The following is a 16,432-nucleotide window of genomic DNA, read 5'->3' as shown; positions in this document are numbered from 1 at the left end:
CTCATCGCGGCCGCCGTAATCATGGCTAGTGTGCCACCTAAACAATAGCCCATCAGATTAATTTTTGTTTGAGGCAGAATGGCTGATACCGCATCAATCGCAGCCATGGCGCCTTGGCGATAATAATCATCCATTCCTAAATTACGATCCTCTTTATCTGGATTGCGCCAGGAGATGATGAACACGGTATGCCCTTGTCTAACAAGCCACTTTACCAAGGAGTTATGGGGGGATAAATCGAGAATATAGTATTTCATAATCCAGGCAGGGAGAACCAGTATGGGCTCTTTATACACGGTTTTAGTCTGAGCTTCGTATTGAATCAATTCGATTAAATGATTTTGAAATATTACCCGTCCTGGGGTAATCGCCACTTGTTTGCCAGGGATAAAATGTTCAGAGCCTGTAGGAGGTGCGCCTGTTAGCTTTTCGAACCAGTCTTCCATAGCGATTTGGCTGCCTTGAATGAGATTAAGTCCCCCAGTGCGAATGGCTTCATGGAATAAATCAGGGTTAGACCAAACACAATTGGAAGGCGATAGGGCATCGAGGAATTGTCGTGCCCAGAACGAAACGGTATGCTCCACCTGGTCGGGTAATCCTGGCACATGGGTTGTGGCGTGTCGCCACCAATCCTCCACCTGCAAAAATCCTTCTGCATATAAACGCCAAGGCATAGGCTGCCAACTGTCTTTTTTGAAACGTACGTCTTTGCCACCGGCAGCACGCTCAACACAAATGATGTTATTAATGCAATCATTAGCATGAAAAACAGGATAAAAGGCCAGTTCCCATAATACTTCTGGGGATTGTGCTAATTGCCAAAGCCAAGTGGAGTAGGAAGAGCCTATCGCTGCAGGACTTATCCCCGCAGTCCATTTAGCAAGGTTTGCTTGAAATAACTGACCGAAAAAAGCAAAGGCATTATCTGTAGTATCTGCATCATCGGGTACACAGCAAGAGTCTATATGTTCTGAAGATTCTTCCTGCTTAGTTAATATAATGTTCTTGGGGCAGCATTCCTTTTCTAGTCCGTTCATCACCGATATCCCTGGTATTAAGCTATAGAATCAATAAAATATAGTAAATCATAGCATAAAATTTAACCTGTCATTCCATTTTCAAAGAGTTCTAACGCCATTTTATTACCAAAAAGGTGGTTTATGGTGTTCAATATCTGTTGAACTGATTAATTCAAAATTATATTAAATCTAATTTATTGTGACAAAACCTTTCGGGCGTACACATAAAGATAAATGCTCCTTTTATTAATTATTCGATGATTCTAGGGGTGTGGCATAACATGCTGTACAACACGTTATATTAGTCATTTTTCATTTCAGGAGCATTGACTCAATACCTAGAGTACGCTCATCTCTTTTTCAAAAAGTGACAATGATTGGCAGCGCGTGTTTTTAATAGTGCTATTATAATAATAAGTTATCTAATGATACAGGTTGTTTTTATATTGATTCAATAATCGCCTTATTTCATTGCAAGGAGCATTGCTATGCAACCTATCAGACTATTTAAAGTAGTTATTGGGGTAGTGATATTATTAAGCTCAACCCTTCTGTTTACCTCGTGTGCTTCATCAACAAAAGCCACTAATTCACATACTGTTTCTCATACCTATGAAGGGCACAATACTGGAGGGATTGGTTGGCATTAAGCTTAATGGCTTTTCGATGCCTTTCAAAGCCTATTCTTCTGCAAATTGAGTTGCTCAGGAGGTGAAAAAATATTAGTGCCTTCTAGGATGAGCAACCCAAACGCGCCCAACAGATGCTTTACTGTGTTTGTCGCTATTCTTATTATCATTACTTTTAGACTCATTGGTTGTCGTTGTCGCAGAAGTACACGCGCAAACAAAAAAGGTAAAAATTATCACTAAAAAAGTAATTTTTTCTAACCTGGTTAACCTAGCCATTTTTGCCTCCCTAAAATTAAGGTTATTTATTTTAAACAAGAATTTCTATTAGTGATGAATGTCCTTTATTTCTTTTTAGCAATTTTGTGCGATAAGGGCATTGAAGTCCAATGGTGTCGAGTAACCACTCCTCATTGTTTTCTAAGTCGTTTAAGTGTTCTTTGTGCTAAGCTATATATTAATTGTTGCGGCAAACGAGACGGTATTTTCATGGACGAACATAATTTAAAGCGAGCGAAAGACGCTATCCCCAAAGAACAAAAGTCCTCATTGACCGAGGTATTTTCTCAATCTTACCCACTTTGGAATGATTTGTTTCATTATCACATTGATTATTGGCAGCGAAGTGTCCTATTTTTCGACACACTTCGTCAGCGGGCCAATGACATGATGGAACATGAACAACAAGGGATGCCACCACCTCTGTGCTTTAGGTATGAGCTGGTGCTGGATGGCAGAACCTTGGAACCCAAAACGAATTATGCGCTACTTAAAATTCTTGAAATTGATGATGTGTGTTTTGAACAGTGTTTCGACCCCAATAAGCCGCCAGTCATTATTGTTGACCCAAGGGCAGGTCATGGGCCAGGGATTGGTGGAATGAAACGGGATTCTGAAATAGGAATTGCGCTACATCGGGGTCATGCCGTTTATTTTGTCATGTTCTACCCTCAACCCATCCCGCATCAAACATTGGCTGATGTATTGGCAACAATGAAGCAATTTGTTGCACAAGTGAAAACCTGGCATCAAGACCAACCACCCATTCTTTATGGCAATTGCCAGGCGGGTTGGATGTTGGCGTTACTGGCTTCTGATTGCGCAGGCTTGGTGGGCCCACTCGTGATGAATGGCTCTCCCATTTCTTATTGGTCCAGTGGCGAAGAAGAAGTAAATCCCATGCAATTGCTCGGCGGGCTTTTAGGCGGTGTGTGGCTTACTCGTTTCATTACTGATTTGAACGATGGAATCCTTGATGGGGCATGGCTTGTACAAAATTTTGAACTGTTAAACCCCACTACCGCCATTTGGGATAAATACCACCATCTCTTTGATGCAGTTGACACGGAGCGCGAGCGCTTTTTAGATTTTGAACATTGGTGGAATGGATTTTATCACTTCAGCACAGAGGAAATAACAGCAACGGTTGAGAATCTTTTTATTGGTAATAAACTAGAGCGAGGTGAAATTGCTATTCATCATGATTGTGTTTATGATTTAAAGCGCATCCATAACCCTATTGTGATTTTTGCTTCGCAAGGGGATGAAATTACACCACCTTATCAAGCCCTGCATTGGTTAAGAAGAATCTATCCAACGACAAATGATTTAAAAAAAGCCAAGCAACGCATTATTTATCTTTTGCATCCTACCATCGGTCATTTAGGCATTTTCGTTTCAGCCAAAGTAGTTCGCTTTGAACACCGCGCCATTTTGGAACATTGCGCGGCCATTGAGAAGTTACCACCCGGTTTATATGAAATGATAATCACCAACCCAACAGGCAATCCAGATTGTAGCAAGGAGCAATATGAGGTTTACTTTAAAGAACGTGATCTCGCAGAACTGTGTTCCAGCAATCCCATCGAACCCTTCGAGAGGGTGCGCAAACTGTCTGAGGCAAACGACACATATTATCGCGCTCTTTGTCAACCTTGGATTCAGGCAATCAGTAATCCTCTCCTGACATTCTGGCTAGAGAAAACGCATCCCATGCGTCTGAGCCGCTATGTCTTTTCTGAAAAAATAAATCCAACCATGCGGCTCATTTTATTGGTAGCAAAAGCAGTCGAAGCGAATCGTCAGAGGCTAGAAGGTACTAATTTATTTAAAAACAACGAACAGCTGTTTTGTGAGATGGTTCGCTCGTCATTGGAGGCAGTGAGGAATGTGCGAAATAACCTCATGGAACACTTATTTGAATCCCTTTTTGGTGGAGATAACAAGGATAAAGGATGATGAACACAGAACATGACCAACACCAACAGACCAAAAAATCCGGGTTTCCTTCTGCGCGTGGATTTATCCTAATTCTCATTTTCGTGATTATCGGTTATTACCTTTTCACAGAACACAAAGCCCATGTGATCGGTTTTTTGGCGGCTTTTCCCTGGTGGATACTGTTGTTTTTATTATGCCCTTTAATGCATCTTTTTCATGGTGGGCATGGGGGACATAGCAATCACAAAACGCAACATGATAAAAAAGATAACAACCTGGATTCGAATGAAAAGGATAGATGATGGAACATTCTAATGCTTATGGTCTTTGGCTTTTAGTGATGGTTAACTCAGCCATTTTTATTCTCTTTGCCCTCAGTTTTACTCAACTCAAATCCAAACGCGATTTGAAGAGCCTTGGCGCCTTTTCTGCCTTTGTCATCGCTTATTTTACGGAAATGTATGGATTTCCTTTAACCATCTACTTATTATCCGGATGGCTTTCTAACCATTACCCTGGCATTAACCTCTATGGCCACGATTCGGGTCATCTACTGCATACGCTATTAGGGCTGAAAGGTGATCCGCATTTTGACTTATTCCATATCTTGAGTAACGTATTCATCTTTGGCGGTCTTTACCTCATTTATTCGGGGTGGAGTACCCTTTATGCGGCGCAAAAAACCAATCAACTCGCCACCACAGGACTTTATGCCTACGTTCGGCATCCGCAATACGATGGGTTCATTCTAGTGATGATTGGATTTTTATTGCAATGGCCAACGCTTATTACCTTAATCATGTTTCCCATCCTTGTTTACGTCTACGTACGTCTTGCTCACCGAGAAGAACAAGAAACGCAAGCGTTGTTTGGGGAAGCCTATCAACGTTATGCGGCAAAAACACCCGCATTTATCCCCCATCTTTTTCACAAACGCCAAAGAAAAGGAGATCTGCCATGATGTTTCTATTTCACACAGCTATGACGCTGGGCTTAATTGCTTTTTCATTAGGTGTAAGTCTCATTATCTGGGGGCTACGCAATCAAGGAGCTGGCGTACAATTGGCAAGAGTACTGGGATCTTTAGTCGCTATTATTGCTGTGATTAGCATGCTATGCAGTAGTTATTATGTCATTAAATATTGGCATGAGGGTTACTTTGAATCACCTGCTGCTATAGTGAAAGATCGGGGATAAAAACCTATAAATGAAGTCGAATACGAAACATATTATCTTGACGTTCCTGTATTGCCGATAAAAATGGAACGCTTATTCACATCAATCCTGATTTGATCAAGATGATTAATGAGATGGAAATAGCACGATCTGCCAAATGCTGTGATATAAGAAATTATTTTTTGCAGAACATTGAGGTCATTGCTATCACAAGGCTGTACTCTAGTGATAGGTAAAAAACAAAGAGAAAAAAAACAAAGAGAATTGAAAATGTAATGCATTTGTTATACAATTTAATTATAAGATATTTTGGAGTAAATAACATGAGTAAGGCAGCGACAATTAATGCTCGTATTGAGCCTGCTCTTAAAATGCAGGCGGAAGCGATATTGCATAAAGTAGGTTTATCTACAGCCGAGGCAATTCGACTGTTCTATAGTCAAGTTTGTCTTCAAAATGGTCTCCCGTTTGAGGTAAAAATACCGAACAAGAAGACACTTGATGCAATTAAAGAGCTTGAATCAGGTAAAGGAGAGCGATTTAAAACCATGAAGGATGTTTGGGATTCTATAGATAATGCTTGAATTAGAATTAGCCACTCAATTTAAGCGCGATTTAAAAAAGATAGTGAAGCAGGGGAAGGATAGAAAGCTAATCGATTCGATTGTGGGGCAATTGCAAAGGGAAGAACCATTGCACCCAAAGCATCAAGATCATAACCTTTCTGGAAATTGGCATGGCTATCGTGAATGTCACATCACCCCTGATTGGCTATTAATTTATAAAGTCATTAAGGATGAGTGTATGCAGTTGCTAAGATTATCGAGAACTGGCTCTCATTCTGATTTGTTTAAATAGGCATAGGTTCAATTGAATTTAATTATTTTAGTTCTTATTTAAAAACGTTATTAACCCACCGAACAAATTCAGTCACATTGATTAAATCTATTCTTCGTTTTAACTGGATGGTTCGTTACACGATGATTACGTGTTAACCTTGTGTGCATTTTAATAGCATGGATGTAGCGATCTGCCACCTGATTATGGTGATTGGAAAAGCTCTCAAAGACGTTTCTGTCGTTGGCATGGTAAAGGGCTATGGGAACGCTTGCTTGAGATTTTAGTTAACGAGTCTGATTATGAATGACTTATGATTGATGCAAGTAACCTAAAAGTACATGCTCATGGAGCGCATAAAAAAGTGTGAGGTAATTAGTCGAGAGGCTACTCGACTAATTATATTTTTTATGTCCATTTAGGCAATGGTGAGTCCCATGGCAGAGGACCTCAAGGCAGCTATTAAGTAGCCGATCTTGAGGTTTGGGATGAGTAGAACGGCTAGATCATTCCAGCTGAACTCTTCTTTTTTGATTTCTAACGAATCAGTGTCTAAGCAAATAGCCTAGCATGCCAACTGAAAGCCAAAAGACACATCTCATCATCATACAGCCTGACTACTGAATCAAGGAGTAGTCGAAGCACCTGAAAGGGAATAAGTGGCGCGAATTTGTTCAAGCACCTTTTGCAATTTTTGCCAGTTTACCTTCGTGCCTTCTTTATCGTTAGCGTCACCGGTTTTATCAAGACGCTTTGCCAATTGCTCAGTGTATCCCACGTTTTGCTGAAGATTTTTTAATTGTTCTTCGGACAAGTTTTTACTTAAACCAGGTAGTGCTTTGACTAAGTCCCGAATCGCAAACGCATGCTGATGAATGGTATCCAACTGATTGTTGGCAAGTGCTTTATTAATTGCTGTCGTGCGTTCATCTATTGCCTCCCAAATGGCCGGAATGGTGGTTGGGATGGATTGAGCCTGCTCATCAGGGTTGGTTGCGGCATGCAAAGGGGATAATAAAGCCAATAAAACCACCAGCAAAGAAAATAAATCCACTGCTTTCTTATTAATACATTCCATTATTCGACTCATCATGACTCTCCTTGAGGGTTTTGGTTTTCCTTTAAATACAAATGCTGCTCACGCCATGCTTCGATGGCATTATAAACTGTTGGTACTACAAACATATTTAAAAACGTTGAGGTAAATAATCCTCCTAGCAATACTTGGGCCAAAGGACGCTCAAGCTCCTTCCCAGCAGGAGAACCCCACAACAGAGGGATTAAGCCAAGAGCGGCCGTTGCTGCTGTCATTAACACGGGCACCAAGCGGTCAAGGGTGCCCTGAATGACCACTTGTTCACGGCTTTGTCCTTGGATGCGCAATTGATTGTAGTGACTCACTAAAATAATCCCATTACGTGCCGCAATTCCAAATAAGGTGATAAAACCAATCATGGCCGCGACACTCATGTCACCACTGGCAAGATACAAAGAAACCACTCCACCAATCAAAGCCAGTGGTAAGTTGAACATCACGAGCAGTGCTTCACGGAACGTGCCAAAGGCCTTATGAAGCAGAATCAACATAATGAAAATAGCAAGCCCACCAAACACAATAATTACGCGTGAGGCTTGTTGTTGACTTTCAAATTGACCACCATATTGAATAAAATAACCGCTCGGTAGGGTGACCTTTTCCTTAACTCGTTGTTGCACTTCTTGAATCACACTACCTAAATCCCTCTCTTGCACATTAAAGGCAATCACTAAGACGCGCTGGACGTTTTCGCGGTTAATCGCAAAAGGCTGAGGCTCTAAGCGAATATCAGCCACAGCACGCAAAGGAATTTTGGTTTCCTGATTTGTCACTCCATGGGCATCAATGAGCATGTTTTGAATGGCTTTAATGCTGTCTCGCCCTGTTTCATTCATGCGCAAATACAAATCGAACGTTCGCTGGCCTTCGAGAATACTTGATACTGTTACACCATTGAGAAGAACTTGCACATCCTCAGAAATTTGCCCGACATTAACCCCATAACGAGCCGCTTTCTCTCGGTCAATGTTGATGATCAACTGTGGTACATTGATTTGCTGCTCTTTGTTAATATCCACTATTCCTGGAATGGTTTTCAAAATGGCTTCGACGGACTGGCCTAGTTCGTTAAGGGTCGCAAGATTATCACCAAAGAGCTTCACCGCCACTTGTGCTCTGACGCCTGATAGCACCTCATCCATGCGATGGGCAATAAATTGCCCTACGTTAAACAGTGCTCCTGGGATGTTCGCTAGATCTGCGCGAATGCGTTGCAACAACTCATCCGGAGACATGGTTTTGTCTTTGTCAAAATTTAAGCGCACATCAAACTCACTAACATTAGGTGGTAGTGCGTCTTCATCCAATTCACTGCGTCCTGCCCGTTGGGCAATGGAGATAACTTGCGGATACTTCAGCAAAGTTTTACTGACCTGTTTACCTAATCGCATGGACTCATCCAAAGAAGTTCCAGGCAACGTGCTCATCACAATAATAAAATTACCCTCATGAAATTCAGGTAAGAACGAAGTCCCAAAAAAAGGAAGCAAGGCCAAGGCGAAAAGAAAGGCACCGATTGCCATGGCCACGACTGTTTTACAATGGGCCAGAGACCAATTTAACCCAGTTAAAAAATGTTTTTTTAACCAAATCACAAAACGAGTTTCCGCTTGAGCGTGTTGGGCCGCTTCTTCTTCCGTCAAATGATAACGTTCTTCTTGCGATAAAGCATGCATCACTACTTTAGTATCCTGCTGTTTTTCCGTTTTTCGTACTAAAAGAAGATAACAAAGAGCTGGCACCATAGTAATAGAGACCACAAGAGAACCTAATACTGAGGCGATATAAGCAATCGCTAAAGGGCTAAAAATTCGCTCAGGAATACCTGACAAAAAGAAAATAGGCAAAAACACCAAGCTAATAATAATGGTCGCATAGACCACTGAACTTCTAATTTCCAAAACCGCATCAAAAACAATTTCAATGGCGGGTAGAGGTTTTTTGGCCAATCGATTAAGTCTTAGTCGATGTACTACATTTTCAACTGTGATAATACCATCGTCCACTACCTCACCAATAGCAATTGCCATCCCTCCTAACGTCATAGAGTTAATGCCAAAACCAAAATAGTGAAGTACTAGAATACCCACAATAAAAGAAACCGGCATGGAGAGAAAGGTAATGAAGGAAGCTCGCCAGTTCATTAAAAAGAGAAACAATATAGCAATCACAATGATGCCCCCTTCAATAAGGGCTTTGGTCAAATTGTGAATGGCTGATTCAATGAAATTGGCTTGACGAAACACATCGGTGATTAACTCAACACCCGCTGGCAAAGATTTTTTGATATCGGCTAAAGCGTGTTCCACTTTCTGAGTCGTGGTTACCGTATCGGCACCGAAGATTTTAGAAACGGTACCAATGACCGCGTTTTCTGCATTATAAGCCCCATCCCCTCGTTTGATTTCACCACCAAAAGCGACAGTGGCTACGTTGTTAATGGTGATGGGTACTCCATTACGAACCACAATGAGTGTTTTTTTAATGTCTTCCAGCGTCTTAATACGCCCAATGGTGCTCACAACGAATTCAGTACCTGCCTGATGAACAAAAGCACCAGGCACGTTTTGATTTCCTGTCGCTAACGCTTGGCGCACTTCTTCAACCGTGATGCCATAGGCCAGCATGCGCTTAGGGTCAAGTCGTACCTGATATTGCTTCACTTCCCCACCTAGAGACACCACGGAAGCGACGCCACCAAGAGCCAAAAGGCGCGGACGGATGGTCCAGTCTGAAAGTGTACGTAATGTTTCAGGGCTTGCAGTTCGACTAATAAGCGCATATTTAAGTAGCCACCCCACTGCCGAGGTGACGGGCAATATCACTGGTGACGAGACACCTGGAGGAAGACGGTTTATTACTTGTTGAATCCGTTCATTAACCAATTGGCGATTGCGATAGATATCCGTTTTATCATCAAATACCACAGTAATCGTCGATAGTCCGACGGAGGTTTTTGAGCGAACACTGGCTACTCCTGGCGTTCCATTGATGGCACTTTCTAAGGGATAGGTCACCAAAGTTTCCACATCTTGGGTGGCCATACCAGGCGCTTGGGTTTGTACCACCACTTGTGGTGGAGCAAATTCAGGAAAAACATCCACGGGCATTTGTTTTAAGGTATAGCCACCCAGTAAGCAAAGGATAATCGTTAACGCCAAAATCAAAGGGCGATTATGTAAAGACCAGGCAATTAATCGCGTAAACATTTAATGATGCTCCTCTTGGCCTGACTGCGGTTTACTGCCCCCAGTGAGCCATAGTGTATAAAGTTCGCGATTGCCTTGAGTCACAACGAGGTCGCCAGGCACTAAGCCGTCTGTAATCTCTGAGTAGTCATCGTCTACTGCACCTACTTTAACGTCCACTCGTTCATACTCATCCCCATTTTGCACAAAAACGAATTGCTCATTATCCGCCTGTAAAAGGGCGGTATTAGGCACCGCAAGTGCCGCTTCATTATGAGCTAAAATGACATTGGCACGAACAAACATGCCCGGTTTGAGTAGTTCTTTCTCATTATTCAAAGTAATTCGCAGGTTCACTGTGCGAGTTAACGGGTCAAGATTGGGTTCAATTAAAGTGACTTTGCCTGGAAAAACCAGCTTTGGGTAACTCAACGCATGAATATTGACTTCCTGTCCTACCTTAACCTTGCCTAAATCTTCTTCATAAACCTGGGCAATGACTAACAGTTTATCGCGGTTGCTGATGTGAAAAAGAACCGTATTCGGTTCAACGGCTTGACCTAAATTGATGTTTCTCGCATCAATGATGCCGGCAATGGGGGCTGTGACCGCCACACTGGGTGGGGGATTACCCACTAGTCTTGATTGCACAGTAGCTAAGCGTTGTCCTGTCTTGACACCATCGCCTAAATTCACATCAATGGCCGTCACGCTCCCACTAATCCGAATACTGACATCCGCCTGCGCATCGGGTAAGAGTTGAATTTGGCCATTCAAACCAAGCATTTGCGCCATGGGACGATTGGTTGCTTTTGCGACTTTGATTTCGAGCATTTTGGTTTGTTGGGGTGTCAAATGCACAGGACCTTTGGCTCCTCCTTCACTCACTTCGATTTCTTCTCCATGGGCAAACACTCCCTGAGCATGGATGAGGAGACCAAGAAAAACACTGGTGAGTAAAATTGCTCTAATTCGCTGTTGTAATGCCATCATCATAACCATTCCTTTGATAAGCTAAGTAAGGACAAAATCCTTGTGTGTGGCCAGGGCCAATGGCCGTACATAAAGCCACATACACTTGTAAATACTTTTCTAAAGTCGTGAGATAAGTCATTTGCAAATCATTTTGTTGTTTTTGCACTTGCAACACATTCAAAAGCGAAATTTGTCCGTTTTCATAAGAGTCACGCGCCAGTTTCACGCTTTCAACGCCTATTTTAAGAGATACGCTTTGCGTTTCTCTAAGGCTCATCCTAAGTGCTTTCAATTGGGCATAGTTACTCGCTATTTCTGTTTCAATGCTTAAATTCAAGGCGCGTAACGCCATCATCGCCTGAGTTCCCGTGCGACTTGCCTCTAAAATTCGTCCCTGATTCTGATTTAAAAGAGGAAGTGGAACAGAAAGCGTCATGCCCAAAGTGCGATCGGCTGGTTGGGGTGGTCCCTCTTCCACCACAATTTTATCTTGTTGGACACCAAGCCCTACTGTCCAATCAGCAAAGCGCTCCGCTTTTGCCAAGCGGCGATCGGCAATGGCGCGGTTAATTGATAGAGCAATGGATTGGCGGTCAGGACGATTATTAAGTGCTAACGTTTTTAGCGCAGGTAATTCAGGAAAATTTTGCCCTGTATTTAGGTCAGCCTTAAGAGATAAAGGAGAATTCGCATCTCGGCCCATCAATTGGTTCAGTGTGGCCATTTGACTGATGCGAAGGCTATGTAATAAATGCTTTTCTTGAACAATGCGCAGATACTCAATGCGAGCTGCATTCTCATCCAACTTTGAAATTTCAGCGGCATGATAACGATTATGGATGACGTTCACTAATTCTTTGTTGATTCTTAATAAATAATTCAATTGTTGCAGGCGACGCTCCGTAATCACCGCGGCATAAAATGCATTCGCCACTTTGGCACTGAGTTGACGCTCGGCCTCCCTAATTTCGGCGATGGCTTTCATGACATCGAGGCGTGCGACAGTCTTTTGTTTTGCAATACGTCCAGAAATAGGGAATGCTTGACTAAAACCAGCACTGCGCGAATACTCTCCTTCATCATTAAACAAGCGATCATCATTGTTTGAGAGATTAAGGTTTGGATTAGGCCAAAGACCGGCTTGGATCAATCGGGCCTTTGCAATAGCTACATTATAACGAGCCGCTTTTAAATCCTTGTTATTTGCTAGAGCAATTTGGGTTATTTCCTGAAGGATCAATGCATTCCCTGCTATTGCCGAATAGGAGCACAACAGGAGCACTATCCAACAGGAAAACTGCCAAGCACGATAATGTTTCATAAACGGGAAGACTCAAAATGATTATTAATTTGTCTTACAGCGGTAGGCTTTACCCGCCATCCCATGATCCGCCACAAAATCATTTTTGGGATTGCCTTCATAAGTTTGCTGATGTTCGGTTACCCGAAGTGTATTTGCTCCTAAAAGCGCTGCCTTGTTTCTTAAGATATTGAGTTCATCCTTAATCAAATGCTCATGGGATTGATAAGATTGGCTCATCCCATTGCGATCGTAGGCTCTGACCTCACCTAAAAAAGTGCAATTCTTTGTAGGCTTTCCTGACTGTACAATGGTTACTTTTTCGCCTTCAGGAGTTAACTTGGCATTATAAGAACAACCAACAAGGACTGCCGGAACCATTAATAGGAGAGTGCGTTTCTTTAGAAAATGTGTCATTAATCAATACCTTTTTTTTGTTATTCTATCCTTTCAGTATCTCTTATCCAATGTGATTAAACAAGGCATGACATCAAGAAGAAAAAGGGGACTCATTAGAGTCAATGAACTGTTATTGAGAGACTGGTTTTTGTTGGCTTTTACTCCTTATGGGGTAATCTGATTTCCACTAAAATTGATTGCATTATTTTTTGTCGTAATCATGGAATTATAGACACAAACCGAACCATTGATTTTTCTTTGTTTTGCTGCATAACAGGCCAAGTCAGCTTCTTTAATCACGGTATTCACTGAAGCCGAGTGGTGATTCATCTGGGTAATGCCAATGGAGCAACCCAGATTAAGCTCAGATAGAGTACCTTCTTTTAGAGATTTTTTCGTCACCGTAATAAGATTCTCAGCAATCTTTTTTGCCTCATCCATGGAGGTGTTCTCCATCAAGACAATAAATTCGTCCCCACCATAACGAGCCACTACATCATCCCTTCGCAAGCGCTGCCTTAGGAGTCCACCAAACATGTGTAACGTGGTGTCACCTACCTCATGACCATAGCGATCGTTGACCGTCTTAAATCGGTCCATATCAATAAAAAGAACAATAACAGAGCCTTCATTCATCTTGACTTGTTGAAATCGTGTGTTCATCATCTCAAAAAGATACTCTCGATTATTGCAGCCTGTCAGCGAATCATAGGTTGCGTGATGCCGTAATACTTCATAGCGATTTTTAAAATCATCCATCAACTCCATTTTTTGAATGGTATTGGTCATAAGACGACAAGATGAATAGATATAGGTAGCACCTAATAAAAGCACGCTGGCATAAAAATTATTAAGACAGTGGGGATCGACTAATAGACCGTAAAAAATGCTGGCTGAATAACTGAGAATAAAAACCGCAATAAAAGCAAGATAACTGAACCACTGCCTGCGATAATGATTTGTTTTTTGAAGTAACTTATTGATTAAATAGGCTCCACTGATAAGAAGGACAATACCTAACACGATCATTACGACTGGGAACACCATAATTTTGCCTTAAAAACAGCCTGATTGATTCCTTTTAGTATAGATTCTGTCTCTTGATTTGTCAGAAACATTTAAGGGCGCAAATAAAAAAACAGCAAAAATTAATAAAATTGTCTAAAATTGAATAGCGGCCTGTCATTATCGGCCATCGTGACACTATTCATCGTTTAAGGGAGAAAACCATGAAGATTAGATTATTTTTAATTCCGGCCATATTATCATTTGGCCTTATCAGTTCATTGGCGCAGGCAGCCGACACAGAAAATAAACAAATGACGGCGACGTTTAAAACACAGGATGGAAAGACGATACAGTGTTTGATGGCTCCAGAGGGCAGTAAGGACATGAAGACGGGTGACATGATGGAAATGATGAGCATGCATAGCATGCAGGGAAGCCACATGAAAGGATGCCACATGCAGGGAAACCAGATGAAAGGATGCCCCATGAAGGCGATGTTTAAAACACAGGATGGAAAGACGATAGAGTGTTTGGTGACCCCAGAGGTCGGTAAGGAAATGAAGGCAGGCGAAAAGATGGAAATGATGGGTATGGGTATGCAGAACATGGAAGGAAGTGGCATGGAGGGAAACCATCAGTAATTTGAGGATAGAGGTATGGCGTGCGGTTTGTTTGGGCATGGAGTTTGCAGGGAAAAATTAATTTGGACCTGCAAACTTAAATAAAGATGGCACATAAGACATTGATATGTCTGTGTATGTTTTATCTCTTGCTGCCCTCCTTATTTCTATTGAAAGCTTAGGGTTATAGACACAAACCGAACCATTTATTTTGCTTTGCTGCTAAATAGGCTAAATTAGCATCTTAATCACGGTATTAATTGATGCAGAATGGTGGTTTGTCTGAGTGACACCAATGAAGTATCTTAAATCAAGAGTTGATAGTATTTCGTCTTTAAGACGATGGCTTGCTACAAATATCAAGGCTCTCAACACTTTTCTTGGCTTCATCCATGAAAATACTCTCTCGCCATCATAATGAATTGGCTGTTAAGCATATTGTTTAAAAACAGTACCTATTATTGCTGTGTTTAGAACCTCAATTGAGCATGATTCATGTCGTACTAAAATAATGTTGTTGTGTCCCTTGGGCCACGACGGCTTCGCCGTAACGATTTAGGGCGTGTATATAAGCTGCTGTACGCATATCAATTTTATTCTTTTCCATTATTTGATACACTTTTAAAAACTCAGGTACCATAATATCATGTAACCGTTGTTGTACTTGTTCACCACTCCAGTAATATCCAGTTTTATTCTGTACCCATTCAAAATAACTGACAGCAACCCCTCCCGCATTAGCTAACACATCGGGTACTACTAAAATATTTTTATTTTTTAAAATAGGTTCAGCATCTAGCATTGTTGGGCCGTTGGCAATTTCTACAATCACAGGTGATTTTATTTTTGCTGCATTATCTTTGGTAATTTGGTTTTCTAATGCGGCAGGGATAAGTAAATCAACATCCAATTCCAGAAGTTCTTCATTTGAAATTTTGTTCGCTTCAACTAGTTCACATTCGCATACTGATCTAGTGCAGTAAACTGCTTGAATATTCTTACTACTGTTTTTTTTATGAATCAACGTAGGAATATCAAGTCCTTTTGCTCGATAGATACCTCCTTGAGAATCACTTACTGCTACTATTTTATAACCTGACTCATATAGACAGAGTGCGATGTGCTGTCCTGCATTTCCAAATCCTTGAATTGCTACACGAATGTTTTGGGGTTTCCAATTTTTTTTCTTAGCTAATTCATTAATGCAATAAAAAGCACCACGACCAGTCGCATCCTCCCGTCCATAACTGCCACTTAAAGCAATGGGTTTCCCGGTGATAACAGCAGGACTGTATTCTTGTTTAAGTTTAGAATATTCATCCATCATCCAGCCCATAATCATGGCATTTGTATAAACATCGGGTGCCATAATGTCTTTGTTAGGTCCAATAAAACTGGAAAAATGCTCCAAGTAAGTCCGGCTTAAACGCTCCAATTCCAATCTGGAAAGTTGTTTTGGATCAACTACAATTCCACCTTTCGCACCTCCAAAAGGAATACCAATTACTGCGCATTTAATTGTCATCCAAAACGACAGAGCCTTTATTTCTTCGAGAGTAACGAGAGGATGAAAACGAATACCCCCTTTAGTTGGGCCACGAGTATTGTTATGATGAACTCGATAGGCGGAATACATAGCTAAACTGCCATCATCTTTTCGAAGAGGTAAAGACATTTGAATGATTGCTTGAGGATGCTTCAATCTCTCGATAGCTTCTGGATCAATTTCTGCATACTGATAGGCAACATCTAATCGTGCTAATGCATCCGTAAAAATGTTATCCATTCAATATTCCTTATATGGGTTTTGAGAAGAGTCCGGTCGGACTGTTCCAGCAATTCTTGTGTCTTATCTTCTTATGGGTGTTTAGTATAGTGAAAGAAGAAGTTATAGCCGTTATAGCTTTCGCTTTCTTTCACTTTTTATGTTTTATAAAGATCGTACAGTATCTTAAGCTGCCT

Annotated in this window: 17 protein-coding genes and 1 pseudogene; 9 read left to right on the top strand and 9 right to left on the bottom strand. The window is 41.4% G+C overall.

Annotated features, from left to right (window positions below; all coding sequences use genetic code 11):
* Positions 1-1,040: PHA/PHB synthase family protein (locus tag Lbru_RS17805; protein WP_238583864.1), on the bottom strand; the 1,040-nt coding region annotated here is incomplete at its 3' end.
* A 470-nt stretch (positions 1,041-1,510) separates the two neighbouring features.
* On the opposite strand from Lbru_RS17805, the gene Lbru_RS17475 reads away from it, so the two are divergent.
* Positions 1,511-1,672 (top strand): hypothetical protein, encoded by a 162-nt coding sequence (locus Lbru_RS17475; RefSeq protein WP_010652816.1) that lies wholly within the window; start codon positions 1,511-1,513, stop codon positions 1,670-1,672.
* A 72-nt stretch (positions 1,673-1,744) separates the two neighbouring features.
* On the opposite strand, the gene Lbru_RS17210 is transcribed toward Lbru_RS17475, so the two are convergent.
* Positions 1,745-1,930, bottom strand: coding sequence for a hypothetical protein (locus tag Lbru_RS17210; protein ID WP_131793442.1), 186 nt, complete (start codon positions 1,928-1,930; stop codon positions 1,745-1,747).
* A 210-nt stretch (positions 1,931-2,140) separates the two neighbouring features.
* Here Lbru_RS17210 and Lbru_RS09025 point away from each other — a divergent pair, with 210 nt between their 5' ends.
* The 7 genes and pseudogenes from Lbru_RS09025 to Lbru_RS17800 all read left to right on the top strand — a co-directional run.
* Complete coding sequence (locus tag Lbru_RS09025; RefSeq protein WP_131793449.1) at positions 2,141-3,889, top strand: DUF3141 domain-containing protein; 1,749 nt, start codon at positions 2,141-2,143, stop codon at positions 3,887-3,889.
* Positions 3,886-4,173: a DUF2933 domain-containing protein gene (locus Lbru_RS09020; RefSeq protein ID WP_370529181.1), complete on the top strand. Its 288-nt coding sequence runs from the start codon at positions 3,886-3,888 to the stop codon at positions 4,171-4,173. Before Lbru_RS09025 ends, Lbru_RS09020 begins: the two co-directional genes overlap by 4 nt.
* Positions 4,173-4,832, top strand: a complete 660-nt coding sequence (locus tag Lbru_RS09015; protein ID WP_058441831.1) for a methyltransferase family protein — start codon at positions 4,173-4,175, stop codon at positions 4,830-4,832. Before Lbru_RS09020 ends, Lbru_RS09015 begins: the two co-directional genes overlap by 1 nt.
* Complete coding sequence (locus Lbru_RS09010) at positions 4,829-5,068, top strand: hypothetical protein (protein ID WP_058441830.1); 240 nt, start codon at positions 4,829-4,831, stop codon at positions 5,066-5,068. Before Lbru_RS09015 ends, Lbru_RS09010 begins: the two co-directional genes overlap by 4 nt.
* A gap of 302 nt (positions 5,069-5,370) precedes the next feature.
* Positions 5,371-5,631 carry a type II toxin-antitoxin system RelB/DinJ family antitoxin gene (locus Lbru_RS09005; protein WP_058441829.1) on the top strand — a complete coding sequence of 87 codons (261 nt, stop codon included), beginning with the start codon at positions 5,371-5,373 and terminating at the stop codon, positions 5,629-5,631.
* Positions 5,624-5,905: a type II toxin-antitoxin system RelE/ParE family toxin gene (locus Lbru_RS09000; protein ID WP_058441828.1), complete on the top strand. Its 282-nt coding sequence runs from the start codon at positions 5,624-5,626 to the stop codon at positions 5,903-5,905. Before Lbru_RS09005 ends, Lbru_RS09000 begins: the two co-directional genes overlap by 8 nt.
* A 169-nt stretch (positions 5,906-6,074) precedes the next feature.
* Positions 6,075-6,191, top strand: a pseudogene (locus tag Lbru_RS17800) (IS5/IS1182 family transposase); the annotation flags it as partial.
* Positions 6,192-6,509: 318 nt separating this feature from the next.
* Here the strand turns inward: Lbru_RS17800 and Lbru_RS08995 are convergent.
* The 6 genes from Lbru_RS08995 to Lbru_RS08970 form a co-directional block, all read right to left on the bottom strand.
* A complete protein-coding gene (locus Lbru_RS08995; RefSeq protein WP_083500881.1) occupies positions 6,510-6,974 on the bottom strand; it encodes a transporter in 465 nt (154 codons plus the stop codon).
* Complete coding sequence (locus tag Lbru_RS08990; protein WP_058441827.1) at positions 6,974-10,189, bottom strand: efflux RND transporter permease subunit; 3,216 nt, start codon at positions 10,187-10,189, stop codon at positions 6,974-6,976. The genes Lbru_RS08995 and Lbru_RS08990 overlap by 1 nt, the downstream gene beginning before the upstream one ends.
* Complete coding sequence (locus Lbru_RS08985; protein WP_058442212.1) at positions 10,190-11,158, bottom strand: efflux RND transporter periplasmic adaptor subunit; 969 nt, start codon at positions 11,156-11,158, stop codon at positions 10,190-10,192. It lies immediately after the preceding gene.
* Positions 11,136-12,464: a TolC family protein gene (locus Lbru_RS08980; RefSeq protein WP_010652828.1), complete on the bottom strand. Its 1,329-nt coding sequence runs from the start codon at positions 12,462-12,464 to the stop codon at positions 11,136-11,138. The genes Lbru_RS08985 and Lbru_RS08980 overlap by 23 nt, the downstream gene beginning before the upstream one ends.
* 24 nt (positions 12,465-12,488) lie before the next feature.
* Entirely contained in the window at positions 12,489-12,860 is a 372-nt protein-coding gene (locus Lbru_RS08975; protein ID WP_058441826.1) for a DUF4156 domain-containing protein, read from the bottom strand.
* Between the two features lie 147 nt (positions 12,861-13,007).
* Positions 13,008-13,889 carry a GGDEF domain-containing protein gene (locus Lbru_RS08970; protein WP_029489106.1) on the bottom strand — a complete coding sequence of 294 codons (882 nt, stop codon included), beginning with the start codon at positions 13,887-13,889 and terminating at the stop codon, positions 13,008-13,010.
* Between the two features lie 182 nt (positions 13,890-14,071).
* On the opposite strand from Lbru_RS08970, the gene Lbru_RS08965 reads away from it, so the two are divergent.
* Positions 14,072-14,491, top strand: a complete 420-nt coding sequence (locus Lbru_RS08965; RefSeq protein ID WP_010652831.1) for a hypothetical protein — start codon at positions 14,072-14,074, stop codon at positions 14,489-14,491.
* 472 nt (positions 14,492-14,963) lie between these two features.
* Here Lbru_RS08965 and Lbru_RS08960 read toward each other — a convergent pair whose 3' ends face one another.
* Positions 14,964-16,256 carry a Glu/Leu/Phe/Val family dehydrogenase gene (locus Lbru_RS08960; protein ID WP_010652832.1) on the bottom strand — a complete coding sequence of 431 codons (1,293 nt, stop codon included), beginning with the start codon at positions 16,254-16,256 and terminating at the stop codon, positions 14,964-14,966.
* Positions 16,257-16,432: the final 176 nt, after the last annotated feature.

Origin of the sequence: Legionella brunensis (assembly GCF_001467025.1) — a bacterium.
Taxonomy (GTDB): domain Bacteria; phylum Pseudomonadota; class Gammaproteobacteria; order Legionellales; family Legionellaceae; genus Tatlockia; species Tatlockia brunensis.
The sequence above is the reverse complement of the archived record's forward strand: the minus strand, read 5'-3'. Positions and strand labels throughout refer to the sequence as shown.